This is a genomic window from Streptomyces sp. T12, from assembly GCF_028736035.1.
Taxonomy (GTDB): Bacteria; Actinomycetota; Actinomycetes; order Streptomycetales; family Streptomycetaceae; genus Streptomyces.
In genome coordinates this window covers 4,926,216-4,943,869 of record NZ_CP117866.1, presented here as the reverse complement: position 1 = coordinate 4,943,869, position 17,654 = coordinate 4,926,216, and the positions used below count along the sequence as shown (strand labels likewise).

22 protein-coding genes are annotated in these 17,654 nt (G+C 68.2%); 9 read left to right on the top strand and 13 right to left on the bottom strand.

Annotation, left to right across the window (positions count from 1 at the left end):
• Positions 1-240: 240 nt before the first annotated feature.
• Complete coding sequence (locus PBV52_RS22145; RefSeq protein WP_274240500.1) at positions 241-1,515, bottom strand: ScbA/BarX family gamma-butyrolactone biosynthesis protein; 1,275 nt, start codon at positions 1,513-1,515, stop codon at positions 241-243.
• A 233-nt stretch (positions 1,516-1,748) separates the two neighbouring features.
• Between PBV52_RS22145 and PBV52_RS22140 the strand changes: the two genes are divergently transcribed.
• From PBV52_RS22140 to PBV52_RS22125, 4 genes are all read left to right on the top strand, one after another.
• Positions 1,749-2,654 carry an NADP-dependent oxidoreductase gene (locus PBV52_RS22140; protein ID WP_274240498.1) on the top strand — a complete coding sequence of 302 codons (906 nt, stop codon included), beginning with the start codon at positions 1,749-1,751 and terminating at the stop codon, positions 2,652-2,654.
• Positions 2,655-2,737: 83 nt separating this feature from the next.
• Positions 2,738-3,799, top strand: coding sequence for an alkene reductase (locus PBV52_RS22135; protein ID WP_274240497.1), 1,062 nt, complete (start codon positions 2,738-2,740; stop codon positions 3,797-3,799).
• 11 nt (positions 3,800-3,810) lie between these two features.
• Entirely contained in the window at positions 3,811-4,311 is a 501-nt protein-coding gene (locus PBV52_RS22130; RefSeq protein WP_274240495.1) for a MarR family winged helix-turn-helix transcriptional regulator, read from the top strand.
• A gap of 7 nt (positions 4,312-4,318) precedes the next feature.
• Positions 4,319-5,239, top strand: coding sequence for an SDR family oxidoreductase (locus PBV52_RS22125; protein ID WP_274240494.1), 921 nt, complete (start codon positions 4,319-4,321; stop codon positions 5,237-5,239).
• Positions 5,240-5,432: 193 nt separating this feature from the next.
• Here PBV52_RS22125 and PBV52_RS22120 read toward each other — a convergent pair whose 3' ends face one another.
• From PBV52_RS22120 to PBV52_RS22095, 6 genes are all read right to left on the bottom strand, one after another.
• Complete coding sequence (locus PBV52_RS22120; RefSeq protein ID WP_274240493.1) at positions 5,433-7,502, bottom strand: pectinesterase family protein; 2,070 nt, start codon at positions 7,500-7,502, stop codon at positions 5,433-5,435.
• Between the two features lie 100 nt (positions 7,503-7,602).
• Positions 7,603-8,025 (bottom strand): hypothetical protein, encoded by a 423-nt coding sequence (locus PBV52_RS22115; protein WP_274240491.1) that lies wholly within the window; start codon positions 8,023-8,025, stop codon positions 7,603-7,605.
• A gap of 101 nt (positions 8,026-8,126) precedes the next feature.
• Complete coding sequence (locus PBV52_RS22110; protein WP_274240489.1) at positions 8,127-9,014, bottom strand: hypothetical protein; 888 nt, start codon at positions 9,012-9,014, stop codon at positions 8,127-8,129.
• A 483-nt stretch (positions 9,015-9,497) separates the two neighbouring features.
• Complete coding sequence (locus tag PBV52_RS22105; protein WP_274240488.1) at positions 9,498-9,737, bottom strand: hypothetical protein; 240 nt, start codon at positions 9,735-9,737, stop codon at positions 9,498-9,500.
• Complete coding sequence (locus tag PBV52_RS22100) at positions 9,734-10,060, bottom strand: DUF6247 family protein (RefSeq protein WP_274240486.1); 327 nt, start codon at positions 10,058-10,060, stop codon at positions 9,734-9,736. The genes PBV52_RS22105 and PBV52_RS22100 overlap by 4 nt, the downstream gene beginning before the upstream one ends.
• Positions 10,061-10,152: 92 nt before the next feature.
• On the bottom strand, positions 10,153-10,470 hold the full coding sequence (locus tag PBV52_RS22095) for a hypothetical protein (RefSeq protein ID WP_274240484.1): 318 nt from the start codon (positions 10,468-10,470) through the stop codon (positions 10,153-10,155).
• A gap of 420 nt (positions 10,471-10,890) precedes the next feature.
• Between PBV52_RS22095 and PBV52_RS22090 the strand changes: the two genes are divergently transcribed.
• From PBV52_RS22090 to PBV52_RS22070, 5 genes are all read left to right on the top strand, one after another.
• The gene (locus PBV52_RS22090) at positions 10,891-11,715 is read left to right on the top strand and encodes a helix-turn-helix transcriptional regulator (protein ID WP_274240482.1); all 825 of its coding nucleotides are present in this window, start codon (positions 10,891-10,893) and stop codon (positions 11,713-11,715) included.
• Positions 11,712-11,915, top strand: a complete 204-nt coding sequence (locus PBV52_RS22085) for a DUF397 domain-containing protein (protein ID WP_274240479.1) — start codon at positions 11,712-11,714, stop codon at positions 11,913-11,915. Before PBV52_RS22090 ends, PBV52_RS22085 begins: the two co-directional genes overlap by 4 nt.
• Positions 11,912-12,031 carry a DUF397 domain-containing protein gene (locus tag PBV52_RS22080; RefSeq protein WP_346283450.1) on the top strand — a complete coding sequence of 40 codons (120 nt, stop codon included), beginning with the start codon at positions 11,912-11,914 and terminating at the stop codon, positions 12,029-12,031. Before PBV52_RS22085 ends, PBV52_RS22080 begins: the two co-directional genes overlap by 4 nt.
• A 135-nt stretch (positions 12,032-12,166) precedes the next feature.
• On the top strand, positions 12,167-12,514 hold the full coding sequence (locus tag PBV52_RS22075) for a DUF6247 family protein (protein WP_274240477.1): 348 nt from the start codon (positions 12,167-12,169) through the stop codon (positions 12,512-12,514).
• Positions 12,511-12,840, top strand: a complete 330-nt coding sequence (locus PBV52_RS22070) for a hypothetical protein (RefSeq protein ID WP_274240475.1) — start codon at positions 12,511-12,513, stop codon at positions 12,838-12,840. The genes PBV52_RS22075 and PBV52_RS22070 overlap by 4 nt, the downstream gene beginning before the upstream one ends.
• Positions 12,841-12,871: 31 nt before the next feature.
• Here PBV52_RS22070 and PBV52_RS22065 read toward each other — a convergent pair whose 3' ends face one another.
• The 6 genes from PBV52_RS22065 to PBV52_RS22040 form a co-directional block, all read right to left on the bottom strand.
• On the bottom strand, positions 12,872-13,075 hold the full coding sequence (locus PBV52_RS22065; protein WP_274240473.1) for a hypothetical protein: 204 nt from the start codon (positions 13,073-13,075) through the stop codon (positions 12,872-12,874).
• 335 nt (positions 13,076-13,410) lie between these two features.
• The gene (locus PBV52_RS22060) at positions 13,411-13,791 is read right to left on the bottom strand and encodes a peptidase inhibitor family I36 protein (protein WP_274240472.1); all 381 of its coding nucleotides are present in this window, start codon (positions 13,789-13,791) and stop codon (positions 13,411-13,413) included.
• 159 nt (positions 13,792-13,950) lie between these two features.
• Positions 13,951-15,393 (bottom strand): HAMP domain-containing sensor histidine kinase, encoded by a 1,443-nt coding sequence (locus tag PBV52_RS22055; RefSeq protein ID WP_274240470.1) that lies wholly within the window; start codon positions 15,391-15,393, stop codon positions 13,951-13,953.
• Entirely contained in the window at positions 15,390-16,127 is a 738-nt protein-coding gene (locus tag PBV52_RS22050) for a response regulator transcription factor (RefSeq protein WP_062723819.1), read from the bottom strand. Before PBV52_RS22050 ends, PBV52_RS22055 begins: the two co-directional genes overlap by 4 nt.
• A 79-nt stretch (positions 16,128-16,206) precedes the next feature.
• On the bottom strand, positions 16,207-16,395 hold the full coding sequence (locus PBV52_RS22045) for a hypothetical protein (protein ID WP_274240467.1): 189 nt from the start codon (positions 16,393-16,395) through the stop codon (positions 16,207-16,209).
• Positions 16,396-16,428: 33 nt separating this feature from the next.
• Positions 16,429-17,526 (bottom strand): S1C family serine protease, encoded by a 1,098-nt coding sequence (locus tag PBV52_RS22040; protein ID WP_274240466.1) that lies wholly within the window; start codon positions 17,524-17,526, stop codon positions 16,429-16,431.
• Between the last annotated feature and the right edge of the window lie 128 nt (positions 17,527-17,654).

The window sequence follows — 17,654 nt, the reverse complement described above, 5'->3', positions numbered from 1 at the left end:
GCTCGAAGTTTCAAATAAACGTTCCCCTTGCAGAATCATGGCCGGGCGCGGGGAATTCATGATCGACCGTTGGCCGGCTCTTGGTGTTCTCCCGCGCCTGCCTTGACCTTCCCGACAGCAACGCGTTGCCCGTGCCTGGACGGTGGGTACGAAGATGAGGTCCGCGGCCGGCCTGCCGTGTGCGGACGGCAGGCCGACGAGGAGCTTCCCCGGTGTCGTTGGGTGCTGTCCGGTGCGGACCTAGACCGTGGCCATGGCCGCGGTCATGGTCATGGCGGGGTCGACAACCGTGGTCGTGGCGTCGAAGACGGTCTCCCCGTCCTGCTCGGCCCGCACGTGCCATCCCCCGACGCTCTCGGTGGGATCGGTGAGGGGCTCGGCGGTGATCCAGCAGGGGCTGCTGAACTCGACGTACTTGGTGAAGGACGCGTCGACGCCGATCGGCAGGAGACCGCTCTCGCCGGGTGTGAGGGCGGTGACCGCTTGGCGTGCTGCCTCCAGGAGCACCATGCCGGGGATGTGATCCACGTAGTGGTCGAACAGCACGGGGTGGTCCGTCTCGGCGCGCAACTGCCACCGCCGGGGCTGGCCGGTGGGGGACAGGACGACATCGCTGCTGTGCCGGCGGTTGACGGACGGGGGCCACACGGCGGGGGCGGGGTGGAGCGGTGCCGCCCCGACGTCGAGCCGTCCGGCCCGGAGCCGGTGGTAGGCGACAGGGGATGTGCACGCGTAGCTCGCGCTGCCCGTCGCGATCGTCTTGCCGCCGAGCCGTATGACAGCGGTATAGGAGAGACCGGTCAGTCGGGTTCCGCGGCGGCGGATGTCGTCGCAGACGATCTCCAGCTCGAGGTCCGCCGGCTGCGCTCCGATGGCCAAGTGCTCGGGCAGAACCGTGTAGTTGAGATTCCACATCAGGAACTTGTAGTCGAGCGGAACCTGGAAGGCCGCGTGCGCCAGCAGCGCTCCGGCCTGTCGGATCGTCTCTGCCACCAGCATGGGGTCGAAGTGCCGGGATATCGGTACGAAGAAGGAGTGTCCTCTGGGCCATTGGGCCCGGACCGTGAAGTGAGTGTTGCTCTTGGGGGCCCAGTCGATCAGGAAGACCTCGGCCACCGCTGCGCGATGCACGAACTCGCGCGGCACCGTGCTCGTCAGCGTCTGAGCACTGAGGGTGGTGATCCCGGCAGTGGGCTCGGCAGGGGCGGTAGGAGCGGGAGATTCGATCATGACTTCCCTTGGCGGGCGGACTCGTGGCCTTCGAGGGTGCGGTCGCGAATGTACTCGCGCTCCATCCTTCAGCTCCCTGGTGAGGAACCCCAGGCCGACGTCGCTGGCCTTCAGCTCTTCGGCGAGCATGGCGAGTTCGATACCGCGGCCGAGCCGTTGGTGCTCGTGGACGACCAGGGTTACCGCGATGCCGGAGGAGCGGATCTCCCCGGCAAGCTTCACGGCGGCCTCCAGCTCGGGGCGCCGGGTGGCGCGGGTGGAGATCTTCTCCGAGAAGACGCGCATCACCCCGGCCTCGGCGAGTGAGTCGAGCTGCGCGTCGAGGGACTGCCCGGCTCTCCGGGCGGTTGCCGCGTTCGTTCACGTGGTCGGCCACGCAAGTGATCACACACCCCGAAGCGAGGCGAGGTGGCTACCTCGCCCCTACGTCCGGCATTACTTGGCTAGCCACATGATTGCTGTTACGGTGATTATGTGGCCAGCCACGCTTTTGGTGGCCCAAAGGGAATGGAGTCATCATGAGAGCAATCGTTTTCGACCGGTTTGGCGGCCCGGACGTGTTGCACGAGGCGGACATCGAGGTCCCGCAGCCCGGCCCCGGACAGGTCCGAGTCCGTGTGAAGGCCGCCGGGCTGAACGCGCTGGACGGCAAGATCCGCGCCGGGATGCTGGAGGCCGTCCGCCCGACGACCTTCCCCGCCGTCCCCGGTGGCGAGCTCGCCGGCGTGGTGGACGCCCTGGGTGAGGGCGTGAGCGACGTGCAGGTCGGCGATGAAGTGCTGGGCTGGTCGGACACCGGCTCGTACGCCCAGTACGCGCTGGCCACCACCGTGGCCCCCAAGCCCGCCGGCCTCGACTGGCAGCACGCGCTCGCGTTGCCGGTGGCCGGCGAGACGGCCGAGCGGGTCCTGGACCTGCTGGGGGTGGTCGCCGGGGAGACCGTGCTGATGCACGGCGCGTCCGGAGCGGTGGGCACCCTGGCGGTCCAGCTCGCCGCGGCCCGCGGAGCACGCGTCATTGCCACCGCGGGCCCCTCCAACCAGGACTACCTCACCTCGCTCGGCGCCACCGCGACCGTGTACGGCGACGGTCTGGTCGAGCGGGTGCGGGCGCTGGCCGCTGACGGCGTGGACGCGGTGTTCGATCTGGCCGGGAAGGGCGCCCTGGAGGACTCCATCGCCCTGCGGGGCGGCACCGAGCGCATCGTCACCATCGCCGACTTCGGTGCACGGCAGCTGGGCATCACCTTCTCCCAGGGGTCCCAGGAACGCTCGACCGCCCGCTTGGCCGCCCTGGCCCAGGACGCCGCGGCCGGCAAGCTCGTCACCACCGTCACCGCCTACCCGCTCGACCAGGCGGCCACGGCCCAGCAGGTCAGCGACGCCGGGCACGTGCGGGGCAAGCTCGTCCTGACCGTCGACTGAGCACGCCCGCCCACCGCCTCCCCACGACCACTCGCTGCCTTTCCGGTGACCGGCCCGTCACCGCTCTATCGAAGGACCCCCTCATGCTGGATTCCCTGTGGACGCCGACCACTCTTGGCGGCGTATCTCTGCCGCACCGCCTGGTCATGGCCCCCATGACCCGTGACCGCTCCACACCTGAAGGCGTACCGACCGAGCTGAACGCCGAGTACTACGCCCAGCGGGCCTCGCACGCGCTCGTCATCACCGAGGGAACCCAGCCCTCCGCCGACGGCCAGGGCTACCTCCTGACCCCCGGCATCCACAATGACGAGCAGATTGCCGGGTGGCGCAAGGTCACCGACGCCGTGCACGCGGCCGACGGCCGGATCGTCATCCAGCTGATGCACACCGGACGCATCTCCCACCCCGACAACACCCCCCACGGCCGCCGGCCGGTCGCCCCTTCGGCGATCCGGCCGCAGGGCGCGATGTTCACCGCGTCCGGGCCCCAGGAGATGCCGACGCCCCGTGCCCTGTCGACGCAGGAGGTCGCGGCGACCGTCGAGGACTTCCGCCGTGCCGCAGCGGCCGCCGTCGCGGCAGGCGCCGACGGCGTGGAGATCCACGGAGCCAACGGCTACCTGGTGCACCAGTTCCTGTCCGACAACACCAACCAGCGCACCGATGGCTACGGCGGGTCCATCGAGAACCGCATCCGCTTCGCCGTCGAGGTCGCCGCTGCGGTGGCCGACGAGATCGGCGCCGACCGCACCGGCCTGCGCATATCCCCCGGCAACCCCTACAACGACATCGCCGAGTCCGACACCGCCGAGCTGTATCCGGCGCTCCTGGACGCCCTGCGCCCCCTGGACCTGGCCTACCTCCACGTGATGCACACCGGCGACGAGGAGCTGCTGAGCACCCTGCGCGCGCTGTGGCCGAACACGCTGATCCTCAACCGGGGCGGCACCGACCTGCCCGCCCGCGCCAAGGACATCGTCAACGGCACGGCCGACCTCGTCTCCGTCGGCGCCCTCGCGCTCGCCAACCCCGACCTGGTCGAGAGGCTCCGCGCCGGCGCGCCGCTGAACACTCCCGAGCCGGCGACCTTCTACGGCGGCGGAGCGGCCGGCTACACCGACTACCCCACCCACACCGTCTGAGGAACCGAACCATGCCCACCCCTGAACCCCGCATCCCCACGACGGCCGGCGCAGGACCGATGAGCTACGCGATCTTCCAACTCGCCCGTGCCCACCGCACCTACGCCGCCGCCCTGTTGCGCGAGATGGACCTGCATCCCGGACAGGAACTGCTGCTGATGCACCTTCTCGACCGGGACGGCCAGTCCCAGTCCGAGCTGCTCGAATGCCTCGGCGTGGACCACTCCACCATCTCCAAGGCGCTACGCCGCATGCAGGACGCCGGCCTGGTCATCCGCGAGCCGGCCGCGCATGACCGGCGCGTCATGGTGGTCCACCTCACCGACAAGGGCCGGGCGATGCGCGAGCCCATCGCGGCCCTGTGGCAGGCCCTGGAGGAGACCTCCGCCCGGAATCTGTCGCAGCAGCAGGCGGAGTCCTTCGTGGAGACCGCCTACGCCATCACCGAGGCGATCAGCAGCCGCACGCTGCCGGAAGAAGCAGCCACCGCCCACCAGCCTGATGGAAAGTGAGACTCCCATGCCTGTCACCGAGTCAACCATCCTCCCGGTCCTCGTCGTCGGGGCGACCGGCTCCCTGGGGAGCAAGGTCGTCGACGAACTACTCAAGCGCGGCAAGAACGTCCGCGCCCTGGTGAGGCCGGCCAGCGACGCCGGCCGGCTCGAAAGCCGGGGTGTGGAGATCGCCCGCGGCGACATGCTCAACGTCGACTCGCTCGTGGCCGCCATGAACGGCGCCGACGCCGTCATCACCACCGCCGCCGGCTACACCCGCGGCGGCAAGAACGCCAACGACATCGACACCATCGGCAACGCCAACCTCGCCGAGGCCGCCCACCGCACCGGCATCCGGCGGTTCGTCCTGACCAGCATCCTCACCAGCGATCAGACGCCCGATGTCCCGCACTTCTGGCACAAGAAGCTCGCCGAGGACAAGCTCGAACAGCTCGGCGTCCCGTTCGTCGCCCTGCGCCCGGGGGCGTTCCTCGACCAGGTCGCGAGCATGGCGGGCGACCCGGTCGACAAGGGCCGCATGGTGTGGATCGGCAAGGCCACCGTCCCGCTGACCTTCGTCCACACCTCCGATCTCGCGGGGTACCTGGCAGCCGCCGTCGACGCCGAGGCCGAGGCCGGTGAGCGGATCGACATCGGTTGGGACCGTCCGGTCAGCATGCGAGAGGTGGCCGACGTGATGGGCGGCCGGGCCGGAAAGAAGATCAAGGTGTGGGCCGTCCCGTCCGCCGTCGCCCGCGCCGCAGGAGCCGTCGCCAGCCGCTTCATGCCCCTGATCAAGGACATGGCCGCGATGTTCCGCTGGTTCGAGACCGGACGCTACGTCGCCGACCCCCGCCGCCAGGAGCAGCTGTTCGGCCCCGTCCCCACGGCCGAGGAGGCCCTCGCCCGGTTCACCGACGAACTGCGCACCGCACAGCACCGGTGACAGGCCCGCGTCCGCGACCACTCTTGCCGAACGCCCACCCCTTTGGCCTCGATCACTCGATCAGACCTACAACGGCGCCCCGGACGGGGTAGCGGAACTCGTCCCGCTACCCACGACCTACTTTGCGGCTGGTGTCTGAGCCAGGACACCGGGGCCGAGTTGACGCGACGCCGCCGAACGCTGCCGGAGGACCTCAGGAAGCCGAAGGCGTCCAGTCCCCCAACCAGTCCGCGACCTCCTGGCCGCCGGCCTGGGCGTCGGTCAGCTGCGGGCGGTCGCTGCTCGCGCTGCCGGCACCCGCGCCGGTGTTCTTGTACTCGGCGAAGCGGTCGTCCTTCCAGGAGAAGCCGCCCATGTCCGACCAGGGCGTGGTCTTGACGGCGGCGCTCAGCGTGCTGTTGCGGACCGTGGTCTGCGGGTCGAGGGTTGCGTCACCGCCGGCGTGCCAGTTGCGGCCGAGGAAGAAGGAACGGTTGGACACATCGCCGTTGACCGTGGAGTTGGCGATGAGGATGCCCTTGCGGTTCGCGGCGGTCGACGGGGCGGTGACATAACCCGCCGAGGTGCCGTCCCAGCGCTTCTTCAACGTGATGACGGACTTGTCGATCACCGCGGTCGCGCGGCCGAAGATGAAGTCGACGTTGCCGATGACGTAGGAGTTCGTCATGTAGACGCGGCCCAGCCTGTCCTTGGACGCGGTGTCCACGAGCAGGGTGTCCTGGTCGCCGCCGACGATGACGCCGTCGAGGAACACCTTGTCGGCGGCGGTGCGCAGGGCGACGGCCTGGTGGCCGTTCAGGCTCTGGTTCGCCTTCTCGTCGAAGTCGTTGTTGATCGTCAGGTTGCGGGCCTGGAAGTCGTCCGCCTCGACGGCGACGGTGGCGCTGCCGCCGGTGCCGTAGGTTCCGCCGCCCGGCTTGGGCGTGCCGGCCGCGTTGTTGTAGACGATCACCGTGTCCTTACGGCTGCCGCCCGTGCCCTGGATGGTGACGTGCGGCTTGTTGGCCGGGACCTTGACCAGCTCGCGGTACGTGCCCGGCTTGACCGCGATCACGACCCGCGAGGCGTTGTTCGCCGGTACGGCGTTCACGGCGGCCTGCACGGTCGTGTACTGGCCGCTGCCGTCCTTGGCGACGGTGAGGGTCGTGGCGGCCTTGGTGCTCGCCGCCGCGGTCGTCGTACCGAGGGAACTGCGCGGTCCCGCACCCGACTTGAGGAGCGACGGCACGTTCGCCGCCGCGTCGAGCGTGTAGGAGTAGTACGCCTTCGGATCGAAGGCCGTACCCCCGCTCTCATTACGCCCGCTGGTGCCGGAGAAGACGCTGCCGCGCTGGACGAGGGTCGCGGTGCTGTCCTTGATGACGGGGTTGTTGATGCCCTGGAAGTAGGAGTTCTCCAGGACCATCTTCGTCTTGCCGCGCGAGTAGTTGCCGTACGACGACTTGATGTCGGTGCCCGCCACGTCCTCCAGGAAGTTGTTGTAGAGGTGCGCGTGGGCGGCGTTGTCGGTGGAGGGATTGCGCTGCTCCGTCTCACGCACCCAGTTGTGGTGGATGGTGATGTCGGTGACGACATTCTCGGTCCACCCGATGCCGAAGGCCTTGTTGTCGTTGCTCAGCTTGTTCCAGGACACGGTCACGTTCGTGCTGTCCTTGCGCACGTCGATGAGACCGTCGGCCATGTGCCGCAGATCGTTGTGGTCGATCCAGACGTGATGAGCCCCGTCCATCTGGATGGCGTCGAAGTCGTGGTCCTTGTCGTTCCAGACGCCCTGGTACGCATCCCGGATGGTCAGGTTCCGGATGATCACGTTGTGCACGCCGGAGCCGAGGAAGAAGCCGCCGCCGACGATGTGTCCGGAGGTGCCGGACCCGATGATGGTCTTGTCCGACTGGACCTTGATCTCCTTGCCCACCGGGTTCATGTTGATGGTCCCGGCGACGACGATGACGTAGGGCTCCGCGGCCGTCGCGTACTTCTCCAGGTCGGCCTGCGTCTTCACGGTCACGATCTGACCGTCCCGGCCACCATAAGTGCCGTTCTGACCAAGCGAGTTGACGGACGCGAAGCCGTCGGCGGTGGCGGTGGCCCAGGCGGGGGCGGCGGTGGTCGCGGCGGATGCCTTCTGCTGGGCGTCCTCGCCGAAGAGGCCGAGGTCCGTGCCGTAGGCCAGAGTGCCGGCAGCGGTCAGGGCGAGGGGGATACCGACCGCCAGCGCGCTCCTGCTTCTGCGGTGCCGGGGCCGGTTGCGGGTTTCAGTCACGGCTGCTTCCGTTCAGGTCAAGTGGTGGGGGGCTCAAGTCACTTGCCTGTCGAAGCTGTGGAGCGAAAGGTTGCCGTGCTCGGACGTGCTTTTGCGGCGCCTACGAGGACGGAGCCGGAGTCGTGTCGTCGTCCCTCGCCGTGGCGTTGCGGTTCTGCCGGCTCAGATGGACGGCGTGGAGCAGGGTGCCGACCGCTGCCGCATCGCTCAACAGGGAGCCGAAGGCCGCGATCAGTGAGCCGGGGCCGTCGCCTCCGCCGCCACCCGGGTTAACCGCGACGACGGTCTGGGTCACCACGGTGACAGGGGTCGGTTCACCGGGTGCGGTCGGTTCCTCGGTGGCGCCGGGATCACCCGTGTACGGCGGCTGCGTGGTGTACCAACTGGTCGACGCGTGCCCGGAGGGAGGAGTCCCGTGCGACCCCGAGGTCGCCGCCACGACGAGGAGCGAGACGGCTCCGGCCGTGAACAGGAGACCCGCGGTGATCCACAGGGCGATCTTCGGTGACGAGTTCTTCGACATGGCTCCCCCTCGCCTCAAGCGTAAGGAGAAACGGCCGGGAAGTGGATCACGTTCCCGGCCGCCTTGGGTGAGAAAGTACGCCAAGTGGCGCCTGGGGACCCCTACTTGGCGCAGGTGCCGGGGTCCAGCTTCTCCTCCACCTTGTCCTCGCGGCCGTCGGGCTGCCCGTTGGGCAGGAGCTTGTCGGAGACGCCGTCGATGTAGTAGCCGTACGAGTAGATCGTCTTCCAGCTCGCGTCCCGGCCGCGCCAGGTGTGCGTGGTGACGTCGCCGTCACCCTTGTTCCACTGGTAGTCCTCGACGTAGAAGACCGGGTTCACGCGCACCACGCGCTGGTACGGCGTCCAGGTCACGGCGACCTGGGTGCACGGCGGGATGGTCTTCTCGCTGCGGCGCTCGAACTTGGACTCCTTCTCCCAGCCCCATTCGTAGCCGGCGCTGCCGCCCACACTGCCCGAGAAGATGCTCTTGGCGAGGGACAGGCCGATGGTGCCGCCGACGCTCTTCTTGGCGAACGTCTTGGTGCCGTAGCTGCTGACGAAGGTCTCCTTGTCGTCCTTCGAACCGCGGTTGCCGATCCACGGCGAGGTGCGGACCGTCGCGCCCTTGGTGGACCAGGTGGACGCCTCGGCGTAACCGCACCAGCCGCGGAACAGCTCCCACGGCCCGGCGGGCGTCCACAGCCCGAAGACGTCCCGCAGGTACTCGTCCTGCGTCTTGAACTCGCCGGTGTCGACGTTGTAGGCGCCGTAGACGCCGGTCAGGCTCCCCTCCTGGTTGCAGAGCCGCTCGATCATCAGGTCGGTGTTGCCGGGGTCGGTACCCCGGATGTTCGACGCGCCGCCCGGCCCGTTCCCGGCCGCCTGCGCGGTTCCGGTGCCGGCCAGCACGCCGGCTATGGCGAGGGCGGTGGAGGCGGTGATCAGGGCGCTCTTCTTGACGCCGTTCCTGGCGCTCTTCCTGAGCTTCGATTTGCGAATGAGTCGCATGGGGGTTGGCTCACTCCTGTCTGCTGTGCACAGGCGCCGACTGGTACGTCCGGCACCTGTCTGACAGCCAGGAAGATTGCAGAGAACTCGTGGGTAGGGTCGGGATCAGGTGAGGATGACAGGACATCGACAGCTGGGTGGGGGTGTCTGTCGGGTTTTTCCTGGCTTTGGCCTGCTGCCGCTTCACATGAATTCGCGGCCCCCTGGGCGGTACGGACCCCTTCGCCGCGACCGTGGACGTCGGGTGCGCGGCAGGGAACCGTGGCCGTTGCCGTATGCGTTCGCGATCATGTTCCGCGCCGGCGCCCGGCCCGGTCCGGGGGGAGGGCGTCGGGCCGGGCGCCGCACCACCAACTGTCGCGTCCCTCGCCTTTGATGCGCCTCGGCCGAAAGGCCGGGTCCTGCCTGCTCCCCTGGCCGCCCCTCGGCCGATCGGCCGACCCTGAGTGGGTGGGGGCGGGGTCCGAGGGTGCCTCGGAGCGATCAGAGGACGACCAGGTCGACGACGTTGATCACGACATGGCGGTTGGACACGATGTAGGTGATGAAGCCGCCTGCGAATGCAGCTGACCAGCTGTTGTCTCGGTTGCTGATCGCGGGCGGGCCGAAGGGGTTGAGGCTGAGCCGCTTCTCAAGATCGTCCAGGGACGCGCGCTGGGACGGGTTCAGCGCCGCCTTCCGCTGAGCCGCTCGTTCGGCATACCTGATCGCATAGGCGCTCACCCACACCTACCTGCGTCAATGGGCCGATTGTCGGCGTCGTAGGCGTTGCCCTCCGCGTCGCGGAACACCATGCCTTCGGTGTCGCCCTCGGTCACCCTCTTGACGGTCTGCTCCACCTCGTCCAGATAGCCGGGCGTGGCGCAGGCGCAGGCGAAGGGGAACCACTTTTCGGTCACGGCGTCGAGCGCCGCCTGATCGAAGTCGGCCGCCGCGCTGAGCCAGTCCTGCTCGAAAGCCTGCAGCCAGTCCGGACGGCGCTGCAGGGCCGCGCGGATCGCCTCGGGGGTTCTCTCGCAGGAGTGGGGATCCACCTCATGGGCCATGATCGGTTCCTCTTCTCCGGCTGGGGTGAGACGTGGTGGCCGGAGGTCCACGGTAGAACGCGAGAGGTGTCCGGTGGCGATGGATGAGCGTGTCACCTGTCACCCGCCTCGATGCGTTCACCTCGGCTGACCGCGATACGGAGTACGTCCTCCAGGGACTCCGTGGCGCGAGTGAGCGCGAAGCGGACCGCGTACTCGCCTGCCTTGGCGTCGGCGAGGACGGCTCTGGCGCCGACGAGTACGTGATCCCCCGAGCCCAGTTGGGTCGCCTCCACGTCGTCGGCGAGGCGGGAGAGCCTGCTGTCGTGGTTGTCCGTGCTGAGGTAGCAGGGTTTGCCGTCGGGGGCGGTCCAGGGGAGGAGGCGGAGTTCGCAGCTGTCCGGTGCCGATGGCTCTTCGGTGACGCTCATGCGGAGACCTCCTGGTTGCCGTAGGCGGCGATCCAGTGAGCGCGGCGGCGTTGCAGGATCCGTTCGCGCTCGCAGGGGCACACGTGGGTGGGGTGGCGGGGCTGAGTCGCCAACGGCCGTTGGGAGAAAGGGGGTTGGGGCGGCGGGGCTGCTCGGTGGCGTCCCTGGGGCGGCAGTAACGCTCGAACGAGTGCGAGCAGTAGCGATTCGATGAGCCGGGCGGTACGTTCGCGCATGTCGGCGCTCCTTGTAAGCGTCGGCCACGCCCCCGGACCGAGCTGCATCGGTCGCGGGGGTCTTGGCATGACAGGGGTCTGACGAGCGGTGATTACCGTTCGTGCCTCGATCGTCACAGGTGCGGCGTACGCTGCGGAAGAGGTTTGGTGTTGTCTGGCGCGCCAGGCAACGGGGAGGGGTGACGTGGGCGAAGTCGTTGACGGAGAGCGGGAGTCGGGGCGTGCTGTGCTGGGGCGGACGCTGAAGTTCCTTCGGGAGAAGGCGGGTAAGACGCTGGGGCAGCTGGCCGATGACACCGGGTACGACAAGAGCTATCTGAGTCGGCTGGAGTCCGGGGAGCGGCTGTCCAAGGTGACGGTCATGGAGGACCTGGACGGGTATTACGGGGCCGGTGACCTGCTGGTTCGGCACTGGAACGCGGCGCGGCTGGACGCGTTCATGGACCAGTTCAAGCGGTTCATGGAACTGGAGGCGACGGCACGGATCATGTGGATGTTCACGCCGGGTGTGCCGGGACTCCTGCAGACCGAGGACTTCGCCCGGGAGGTGTTGTCTGGGCCCCAGACAACACTGGAGGACGACGAGTGGGTCGAGGAACAGGTGGCGGCTCGTATCGGACGGCAATATCTGTTGCGGCAGAAGCCGGAGCCGAGCGTCCGCATCATCGTGGATGAGACCGCGTTCCGGCGTCCCGCGGCCCTCCCCAAGACCTGGGAGGAGCAGTTGCTTCACATCGAGACCGTCGCGATGCGGTCGAACGTGACGCTTCAGGTACTGCCCTTCGCCGCCGGAGTCCATCACCATATGGACGGATCGCTGACCCTGCTGTGGCAGAAGGACGGCAGTGGCGTTGCCTACACGGAGGGCAACGGTTGCAGTCGGCTGATCGAAGAACCGGACAGCGTTCTACGGCGCCGCTTGTCCTACGATCGGCTTCGGGATCTGGCGCTGTCCCCGTCGGACTCGCTGACGTTCATCAGGGACGTACTGGAGGAGCACAAGTCATGAAGCACACCCCCGATCTCAGCACCGCTGACTGGCGCAAGTCGAGCTACAGCGAAGGGGGAGCCAACAACTGCGTCGAGGTTGCCGACGGCTACGCCGGCGTCGTCCCGGTCCGCGACAGCAAGGTCCCTCACGGTGGCGTCCTCGTCTTTGGCGCGTCGTCCTGGTCCGCGTTCGTGCACGACGTGAAGGGCTCCTCGTGACCCCCGATCTCAGCGCCGCTGCATGGCGCAAGTCGAGCTACAGCGACGGGGGAGACAACAACTGCGTCGAGGTCGCGGCTGTCAAGCGAGAGACGTGTCCGCGCACATTCGGATGACATATGCCCGAAGTCCTGATGTTCGAGGCGCCCCGCCTGCACGCTGGATCTCGTGACCCCGACACGAACGACTGATCCATGGAGTACGAGGCGGTTATGGTCGTAGACACGGCGAGTCGAAGGAGGACATCGATCATGGCTGCCCACGCTGCGGAACCCGGTCCCGTCGTCCCCCCCATGCCCGAGCGGACTCCGAAGGCGCTGCGTGAGGCCATCGCCCTGCATGCCCCCCAGCTCCTCCCCGACTTCGATGAGCACTGGAAATGGGCCATCGCCGACGCATTCAATCTTGGCCCCGTGCCTGCCTTCATGGCCCGTTGGTGGGGTGAGTACGCCATCGCCCGTGACCCCCAGCTGGACGCGCACGTGCTCGATCTCGAACGCCGTGCCGTGGACTCCACCGACATCGCCGAGGCGAGGGCATGCCTGGAAGAGGCGGCGAAGATTCGCTACCGCGTGCGAGACCTGGAGCCCGGCGAGTGACTGACGGGTTCATTGGGCCGCCGTGGCAGATGGACTGGCGGCTTGATGCACGCGCTGGCCTCGAAGAGCTGCCTGTGCATGTACGGGAGATGGTCTACGCCGCGCGTGCCGAGCTGGTTACGGCGAAGGACCCGTATTTCCGCGGTATTGAGACGGATGCCGAACTTCCGGATGGAATGAAGGTCAGGCCCGACCGGTCCACTGATCCCAAGGGCCGCCACATCCTCTTTTTCGACGAAGGAATCGGCTGGCTGAAGTACGTCTTCGTGCCCCGTACCGAAGACCCTCAGATCGTGGTGGAAGAGATCTTCTGGCAGGGAGCCTAGGTCGCCGCCGGGTTCAGACCGCGTCGGCGGTTCAGCCCGTGAGACCGGCCCGGCGCAGCAGCGTCAGCCAGTCGTCGTACTCCACCAGGTTGTCGTCGATCAGCGCGAGCCGTAGGTATTCCTCCGCAGTGGCCAGCCGCTCCAGGAAGAATGCCTCCAGCCGGTCGTGTCCCGCTTCGTGGTGTAAGCGATCTTGCTCGATGCGTTCCGCTAAGGCGCGCGTCGGCCATTCCATGGGACACGGCTCTCAAGTTGCGGAGCGGCTGACCTGCCGTCAGCGCAATGCGCGGCTCCGAACCGCGCCAATGCCGCGATGACCTGTGGATTCCGGCGCCTTGATCCGCTACACCACATGGCGGGACGCCACCCTCCAGCCCTGGCGCCAGCCGCTCGAAGCGCTCCGCGTCGACCCAGTCGGCGCCTTCTTCCGGGGCGCCGAGGACGCCGCCGCCCGCGCGGTCGAGGAATACGGGCGCCTCGTTGATCATCCCGACGCGGTCCCTCGAAAGCCGCAAGATCCCGCCAGGTCGACACGACCGGACGGGATCTCGATAACGGCCTTCAGCTAACTCAAGGATTCACTCTTACGACCTTGACCGAGGACGTCTTGTTGTCGAACCCGTTGTTCGTCAGGTCCTTGTCCACGCTGTCCGGGGCTGCTGCGTAGCCAGCCGTGCCCTTGCAGTCCTTCTTGTCATAGAAGTAAACGGCGTAGTCGGTGCGGTTGTTCATGGAACTCGCCTTGTTGTTCATGGAGGCGGGCACGTTGTAGCAGCGGGTGCTGGGGTAGAGCATCCCCCAGTCTTTGGCTTCGAAGTCGTCATGCTCGTACAGCCAGAAGCCGAGCCGGAAGTCGGCAGCTTCGGCCTTCGAGGCTGAACCTATTAGGCCTATGCCGCACAATGACATGACGGACAAGGCGCTGACTGTGAGAGCAAGCGGGCGATTCATGCGAGTCCTTCTGTGAGGGGGGTGGCAAGATCGCCGCGAGCCTAGCCCCCATCGCCGCATCGAGAAAAAGCATCTTTTCGTACGGCGTTTCCGGGTGATTCCCGGACAAGTGGCAGGTCGAGACCGCTACTGACAGGAACGTGCGGCCGTGGCCAGCGGTCACGGTGAGCCGGGCGGCGGCGTGTCAGCACCCGGCAGCCGTACCGTCGCCACCGTACCGCCGCCGTCTGCACGGGCCAGCATGACCTGGCCGCCCGCCTGCTCCACGGTCCGGGCAACGATCGACAGACCCAGACCGGAGCCGGGCAACGCGCGTGCCGACGGGGAGCGCCAGAAGCGGTCGAAGACGTGGGGGAGTTCGTCGGCGGGGATGCCGGGGCCGTGGTCGCGGATGGTGAGGACGCCGTCGTTCAGGGCGACCTCGATCGCGCCGCCCTCGGGGCTGAACTTCACCGCGTTGTCGAGGATGTTGACCACAGCGCGTTCGAGGGCGGCCGGTTCACCCCGTACGTACCAGGGCTGCAGGTCGGCGGTGATCGTCAGCTCCGGGCCGCGCAGCCGGGCCCGGCGCAGGGCGGACTCGACCGTTTCCTCCAGCGAGATCACCTGGACGCGTTCGCCCCGCTGGCCCTCGGAGCGAGACAGCTCCTGCAAGTCGCCAATCAGGGAGGCCAGTTCGGTCATCTGCGCCTTCACCGAGGCGAGCAGCGCCTTGCGGTCGGCCTCGGGGATCGGGCGGCCGGTCTCCTCGCTGCGGGTGAGGAGTTCGATGTTGGTGCGCAGGGAGGTGAGGGGGGTGCGCAGTTCGTGGCCGGCGTCGGCGATGAGCTGCTGCTGGAGCTCGCGGGAGCTGGCGAGCGCGGAGGTCATGGAGTTGAAGGAACGGGAGAGCCGGGCCACCTCGTCCTCGGAGTCGTCCTCGACCGGGATGCGGATGTTGAGGTCCTCGGTGCGGGCGACGTGTTCCACGGCGTCGGTGAGTTTATCGACGGGGCGGAGGCCGGCCCGGGCGACCGCGAGTCCGGCGGCTCCGGCGCCGATCACTCCGATGCCCGAGACGAGGAGAAGGATCAGGGCGAGATCGTTGAGGGTGGACTTGGTGCCCTCCAGCGATACCGCAATGGTGATGGCGACGTAGGTCTGCTCTCCCGTGCCGGTGTTCTGGGCGAGCTGCGGCACGGTCATCACGCGCACCGGCGTACCGTCGTCCGCTGTGCCGTCGCGGATGATGCCCCGGCTGGACATCCCGTTCTTGATCACGTCCTTGTCGGCCTGGGTGACCTTGACCGCGCCGATGGAGTCCTCGGTGACGCAGGGGGTTCCGTCCGCCTTGACGACCTGCGAGTACAGGTTCCGGAAGGGTTTCGCGCTCTCCGGGGACTGAGTGCAGTTGCTGAGCGCATTCTGCATCTCGATCCACTGCCCGGGCTTCATCCGGGCCTGCTCCAGGTCGTCGTTCACCTGGTCGTCCAGCCGCCCCTGCACGATGAACCAACACGTCACCGAAACCGCAGCCACCGCAAAGGCCACCGCCGCCGCCACCAACAGCGCCAGCCGCGACCGAATGGGCAGCGATCGGTACCGGCGTAGAACCCTGTTCACTCCGCCCCGCCCTGCCGCAGCACATACCCCACACCCCGAACCGTGTGCACGAGCCTCGGCTCGCCGCCCGCCTCGGTCTTGCGGCGCAGGTACATGACGTACACGTCCAGCGAGTTCGACGACGGCTCGAAGTCGAAGCCCCACACGGCCTTCAGGATCTGCTCCCGCGTCAGCACCTGGCGCGGATGCGCCATGAACATCTCCAGCAGCGTGAACTCCGTACGGGTCAGCTCCACCGGCCGCCCACCCCGCGTCACCTCGCGCGTCGCGAGGTCCATGCGCAGGTCGGCGAAGGTCAGTGCCTCGTCGTCCTCCACCGCACCCGCACCGGCCGCCGCTGCGTAGGAGCTGCGTCGCAGCAGGGCGCGGACCCGGGCGAAGAGTTCGTCCAGTTCGAAGGGCTTGACCAGGTAGTCGTCGGCCCCGGCATCCAGTCCCGTCACGCGGTCGCCGACCGTGTCGCGGGCCGTCAGCATGAGGATCGGCGTCGTGTCGCCGGCGCCACGGATGCGGCGGGCGGCGGTCAGGCCGTCCATGCGGGGCATCTGGATGTCCAGGACCACCAGGTCGGGCCGGTAGGCCGTCGCCTTCTCCAGGGCGTCGGCGCCGTCGACCGCGACCTCGGTGTCGTACCCCTCGAAGGCGAGGCTGCGCTGGAGTGCTTCACGCACCGCCGGCTCGTCATCGACGATCAGGATGCGCTGGGGGTCACGGTCGCCATCGGCGGGGCTCATGGGCTCGGGATCCTCGGTGTGGTGGGGGCAGGGGGCTGAGCGGCTCGGTGCCTTCAGCCTCGCACGATTCTCGGCCTTCTCAGCCTCGTACGGTACGGCGGCGGCCGCGGGCCGCGGCGGCCCTGTGGCCTGCGCCAAGACCGGCGGTCGCCAGCTCCGGAGCCCGGGACGGGGCCGTCGGCGTGTGCAGGGCGTCGGCGACCGCGAGGGCCAGGGCGAGGTCGGCGGGACCGACGCGGGTAGCGGTGTGCTCAACCTGCTGGATCATGACGTACTCCCTCTGGCGTGTGGCGAGTGTGGTTCAGTCGGTGGAGCCGGCCCGCAGCTTCGCCAGGTCGGACTTGACGGTGTTGATCGGGATGGCGAAGCCGAGGCCCACGCTGCCCGCGTCGGACGAACCCGAGCCGGAGGCCGAGTACATCGCGGAGTTGATGCCGATGATGTTGCCGTTCATGTCGATCAGCGCGCCGCCGGAGTTGCCGGGGTTCAGGGACGCATCCGTCTGGAGTGCCTTGTACGTCGTCGTCGACGAACCGGTGTCGCCGTTGAACTGCTGACCGCCGAACTCGAACGGCCACCCGCCGCCGCCCTGCTGCTGTTGCTGCTGGCCCTGGCTCTCGTCCGTCGAGACGGTCACGTCCCGGTTGAGCGCGGACACGATGCCGCTGGTGACCGTGCCGGTCAGGCCCTCGGGGGAGCCGATCGCCACGACCTGGTCGCCGACCTGGACGCCGGAGGAGTCGCCGAGGGTGGCCACCGTGAGCCCGGAGGCGTTCTGCAGCTTGATCAGCGCGAGGTCCTTGCTGCTGTCGGTGCCTACGACCTCGGCGGTGTACTGCTTGCCGTCGCTGGTCCGCACCTTGATCGACGAGGCGCCGGAGACGACGTGGTTGTTGGTGACGATCTCGCCGTCACTGGTGATGATCACGCCCGAGCCGGTGGAGGATCCGGCGTTCGAGGTCGCGTTGATCTCGACGATGCTGGGGCTGACCGCCTTGGCGACGCCGGAGACCGTGCCCTTCTGGCTGGAGGGGACGACGTTGGTGCTGGTGGAGCTGGTGGTGGCGACGGTGTCGTTGCCGGTCAGCTCCTGGATGCCGTACGCCGTGCCGCCGCCGATCGCCGCGGCGACGATCGCCACGGCGGCGAGCAGCGCGACCGGGCCGCGGGGGCGGCGCCGCGTCTTCGGCGGCTGGGCGACGGGCTCGGTGAGGAGAGCGGTGGGGGCTCCGCCGGCAGGGACGCCGGTACCGGCCCCGGCATCGGCCTGTGCGGCCGGCTGGTACGCCGGCGGGGGCGGCCACTCGGGGTTCACGGGGGAGGAGGCGTGCTGCTGGGCGCCCTGGTGGGGGTTCGTGTACTGCTCGTACTCGCCGTCGCGGCGGAAGCTCTCGGTCATGACAATGAGCTTGTCGCCCGACCATGAGAGCTTCCTGAGTGCTCCCTGAGAAGCCCGGCAGAAGGTCGTATGCCCGATGTAAAGACCGTTCTCGCGGCTTGGTGAGGCCTCTCAGACAGGCTTCATAA

What these genes read in the sequence shown, in the direction of transcription:
- PBV52_RS22145 (WP_274240500.1), bottom strand. Translation starts at nt 1,515, where the DNA reads ATGCGCGTCTTCTCGGAGAAGATCTCCACCCGCGCCACCCGGCGCCCC.
- PBV52_RS22140 (WP_274240498.1), top strand. Translation starts at nt 1,749, where the DNA reads ATGAGAGCAATCGTTTTCGACCGGTTTGGCGGCCCGGACGTGTTGCAC.
- PBV52_RS22135 (WP_274240497.1), top strand. Translation starts at nt 2,738, where the DNA reads ATGCTGGATTCCCTGTGGACGCCGACCACTCTTGGCGGCGTATCTCTG.
- PBV52_RS22130 (WP_274240495.1), top strand. Translation starts at nt 3,811, where the DNA reads ATGCCCACCCCTGAACCCCGCATCCCCACGACGGCCGGCGCAGGACCG.
- PBV52_RS22125 (WP_274240494.1), top strand. Translation starts at nt 4,319, where the DNA reads ATGCCTGTCACCGAGTCAACCATCCTCCCGGTCCTCGTCGTCGGGGCG.
- PBV52_RS22115 (WP_274240491.1), bottom strand. Translation starts at nt 8,025, where the DNA reads ATGTCGAAGAACTCGTCACCGAAGATCGCCCTGTGGATCACCGCGGGT.
- PBV52_RS22110 (WP_274240489.1), bottom strand. Translation starts at nt 9,014, where the DNA reads ATGCGACTCATTCGCAAATCGAAGCTCAGGAAGAGCGCCAGGAACGGC.
- PBV52_RS22100 (WP_274240486.1), bottom strand. Translation starts at nt 10,060, where the DNA reads ATGGCCCATGAGGTGGATCCCCACTCCTGCGAGAGAACCCCCGAGGCG.
- PBV52_RS22095 (WP_274240484.1), bottom strand. Translation starts at nt 10,470, where the DNA reads ATGAGCGTCACCGAAGAGCCATCGGCACCGGACAGCTGCGAACTCCGC.
- PBV52_RS22085 (WP_274240479.1), top strand. Translation starts at nt 11,712, where the DNA reads ATGAAGCACACCCCCGATCTCAGCACCGCTGACTGGCGCAAGTCGAGC.
- PBV52_RS22075 (WP_274240477.1), top strand. Translation starts at nt 12,167, where the DNA reads ATGGCTGCCCACGCTGCGGAACCCGGTCCCGTCGTCCCCCCCATGCCC.
- PBV52_RS22065 (WP_274240473.1), bottom strand. Translation starts at nt 13,075, where the DNA reads ATGGAATGGCCGACGCGCGCCTTAGCGGAACGCATCGAGCAAGATCGC.
- PBV52_RS22060 (WP_274240472.1), bottom strand. Translation starts at nt 13,791, where the DNA reads ATGAATCGCCCGCTTGCTCTCACAGTCAGCGCCTTGTCCGTCATGTCA.
- PBV52_RS22050 (WP_062723819.1), bottom strand. Translation starts at nt 16,127, where the DNA reads ATGAGCCCCGCCGATGGCGACCGTGACCCCCAGCGCATCCTGATCGTC.
- PBV52_RS22045 (WP_274240467.1), bottom strand. Translation starts at nt 16,395, where the DNA reads ATGATCCAGCAGGTTGAGCACACCGCTACCCGCGTCGGTCCCGCCGAC.
- PBV52_RS22040 (WP_274240466.1), bottom strand. Translation starts at nt 17,526, where the DNA reads ATGACCGAGAGCTTCCGCCGCGACGGCGAGTACGAGCAGTACACGAAC.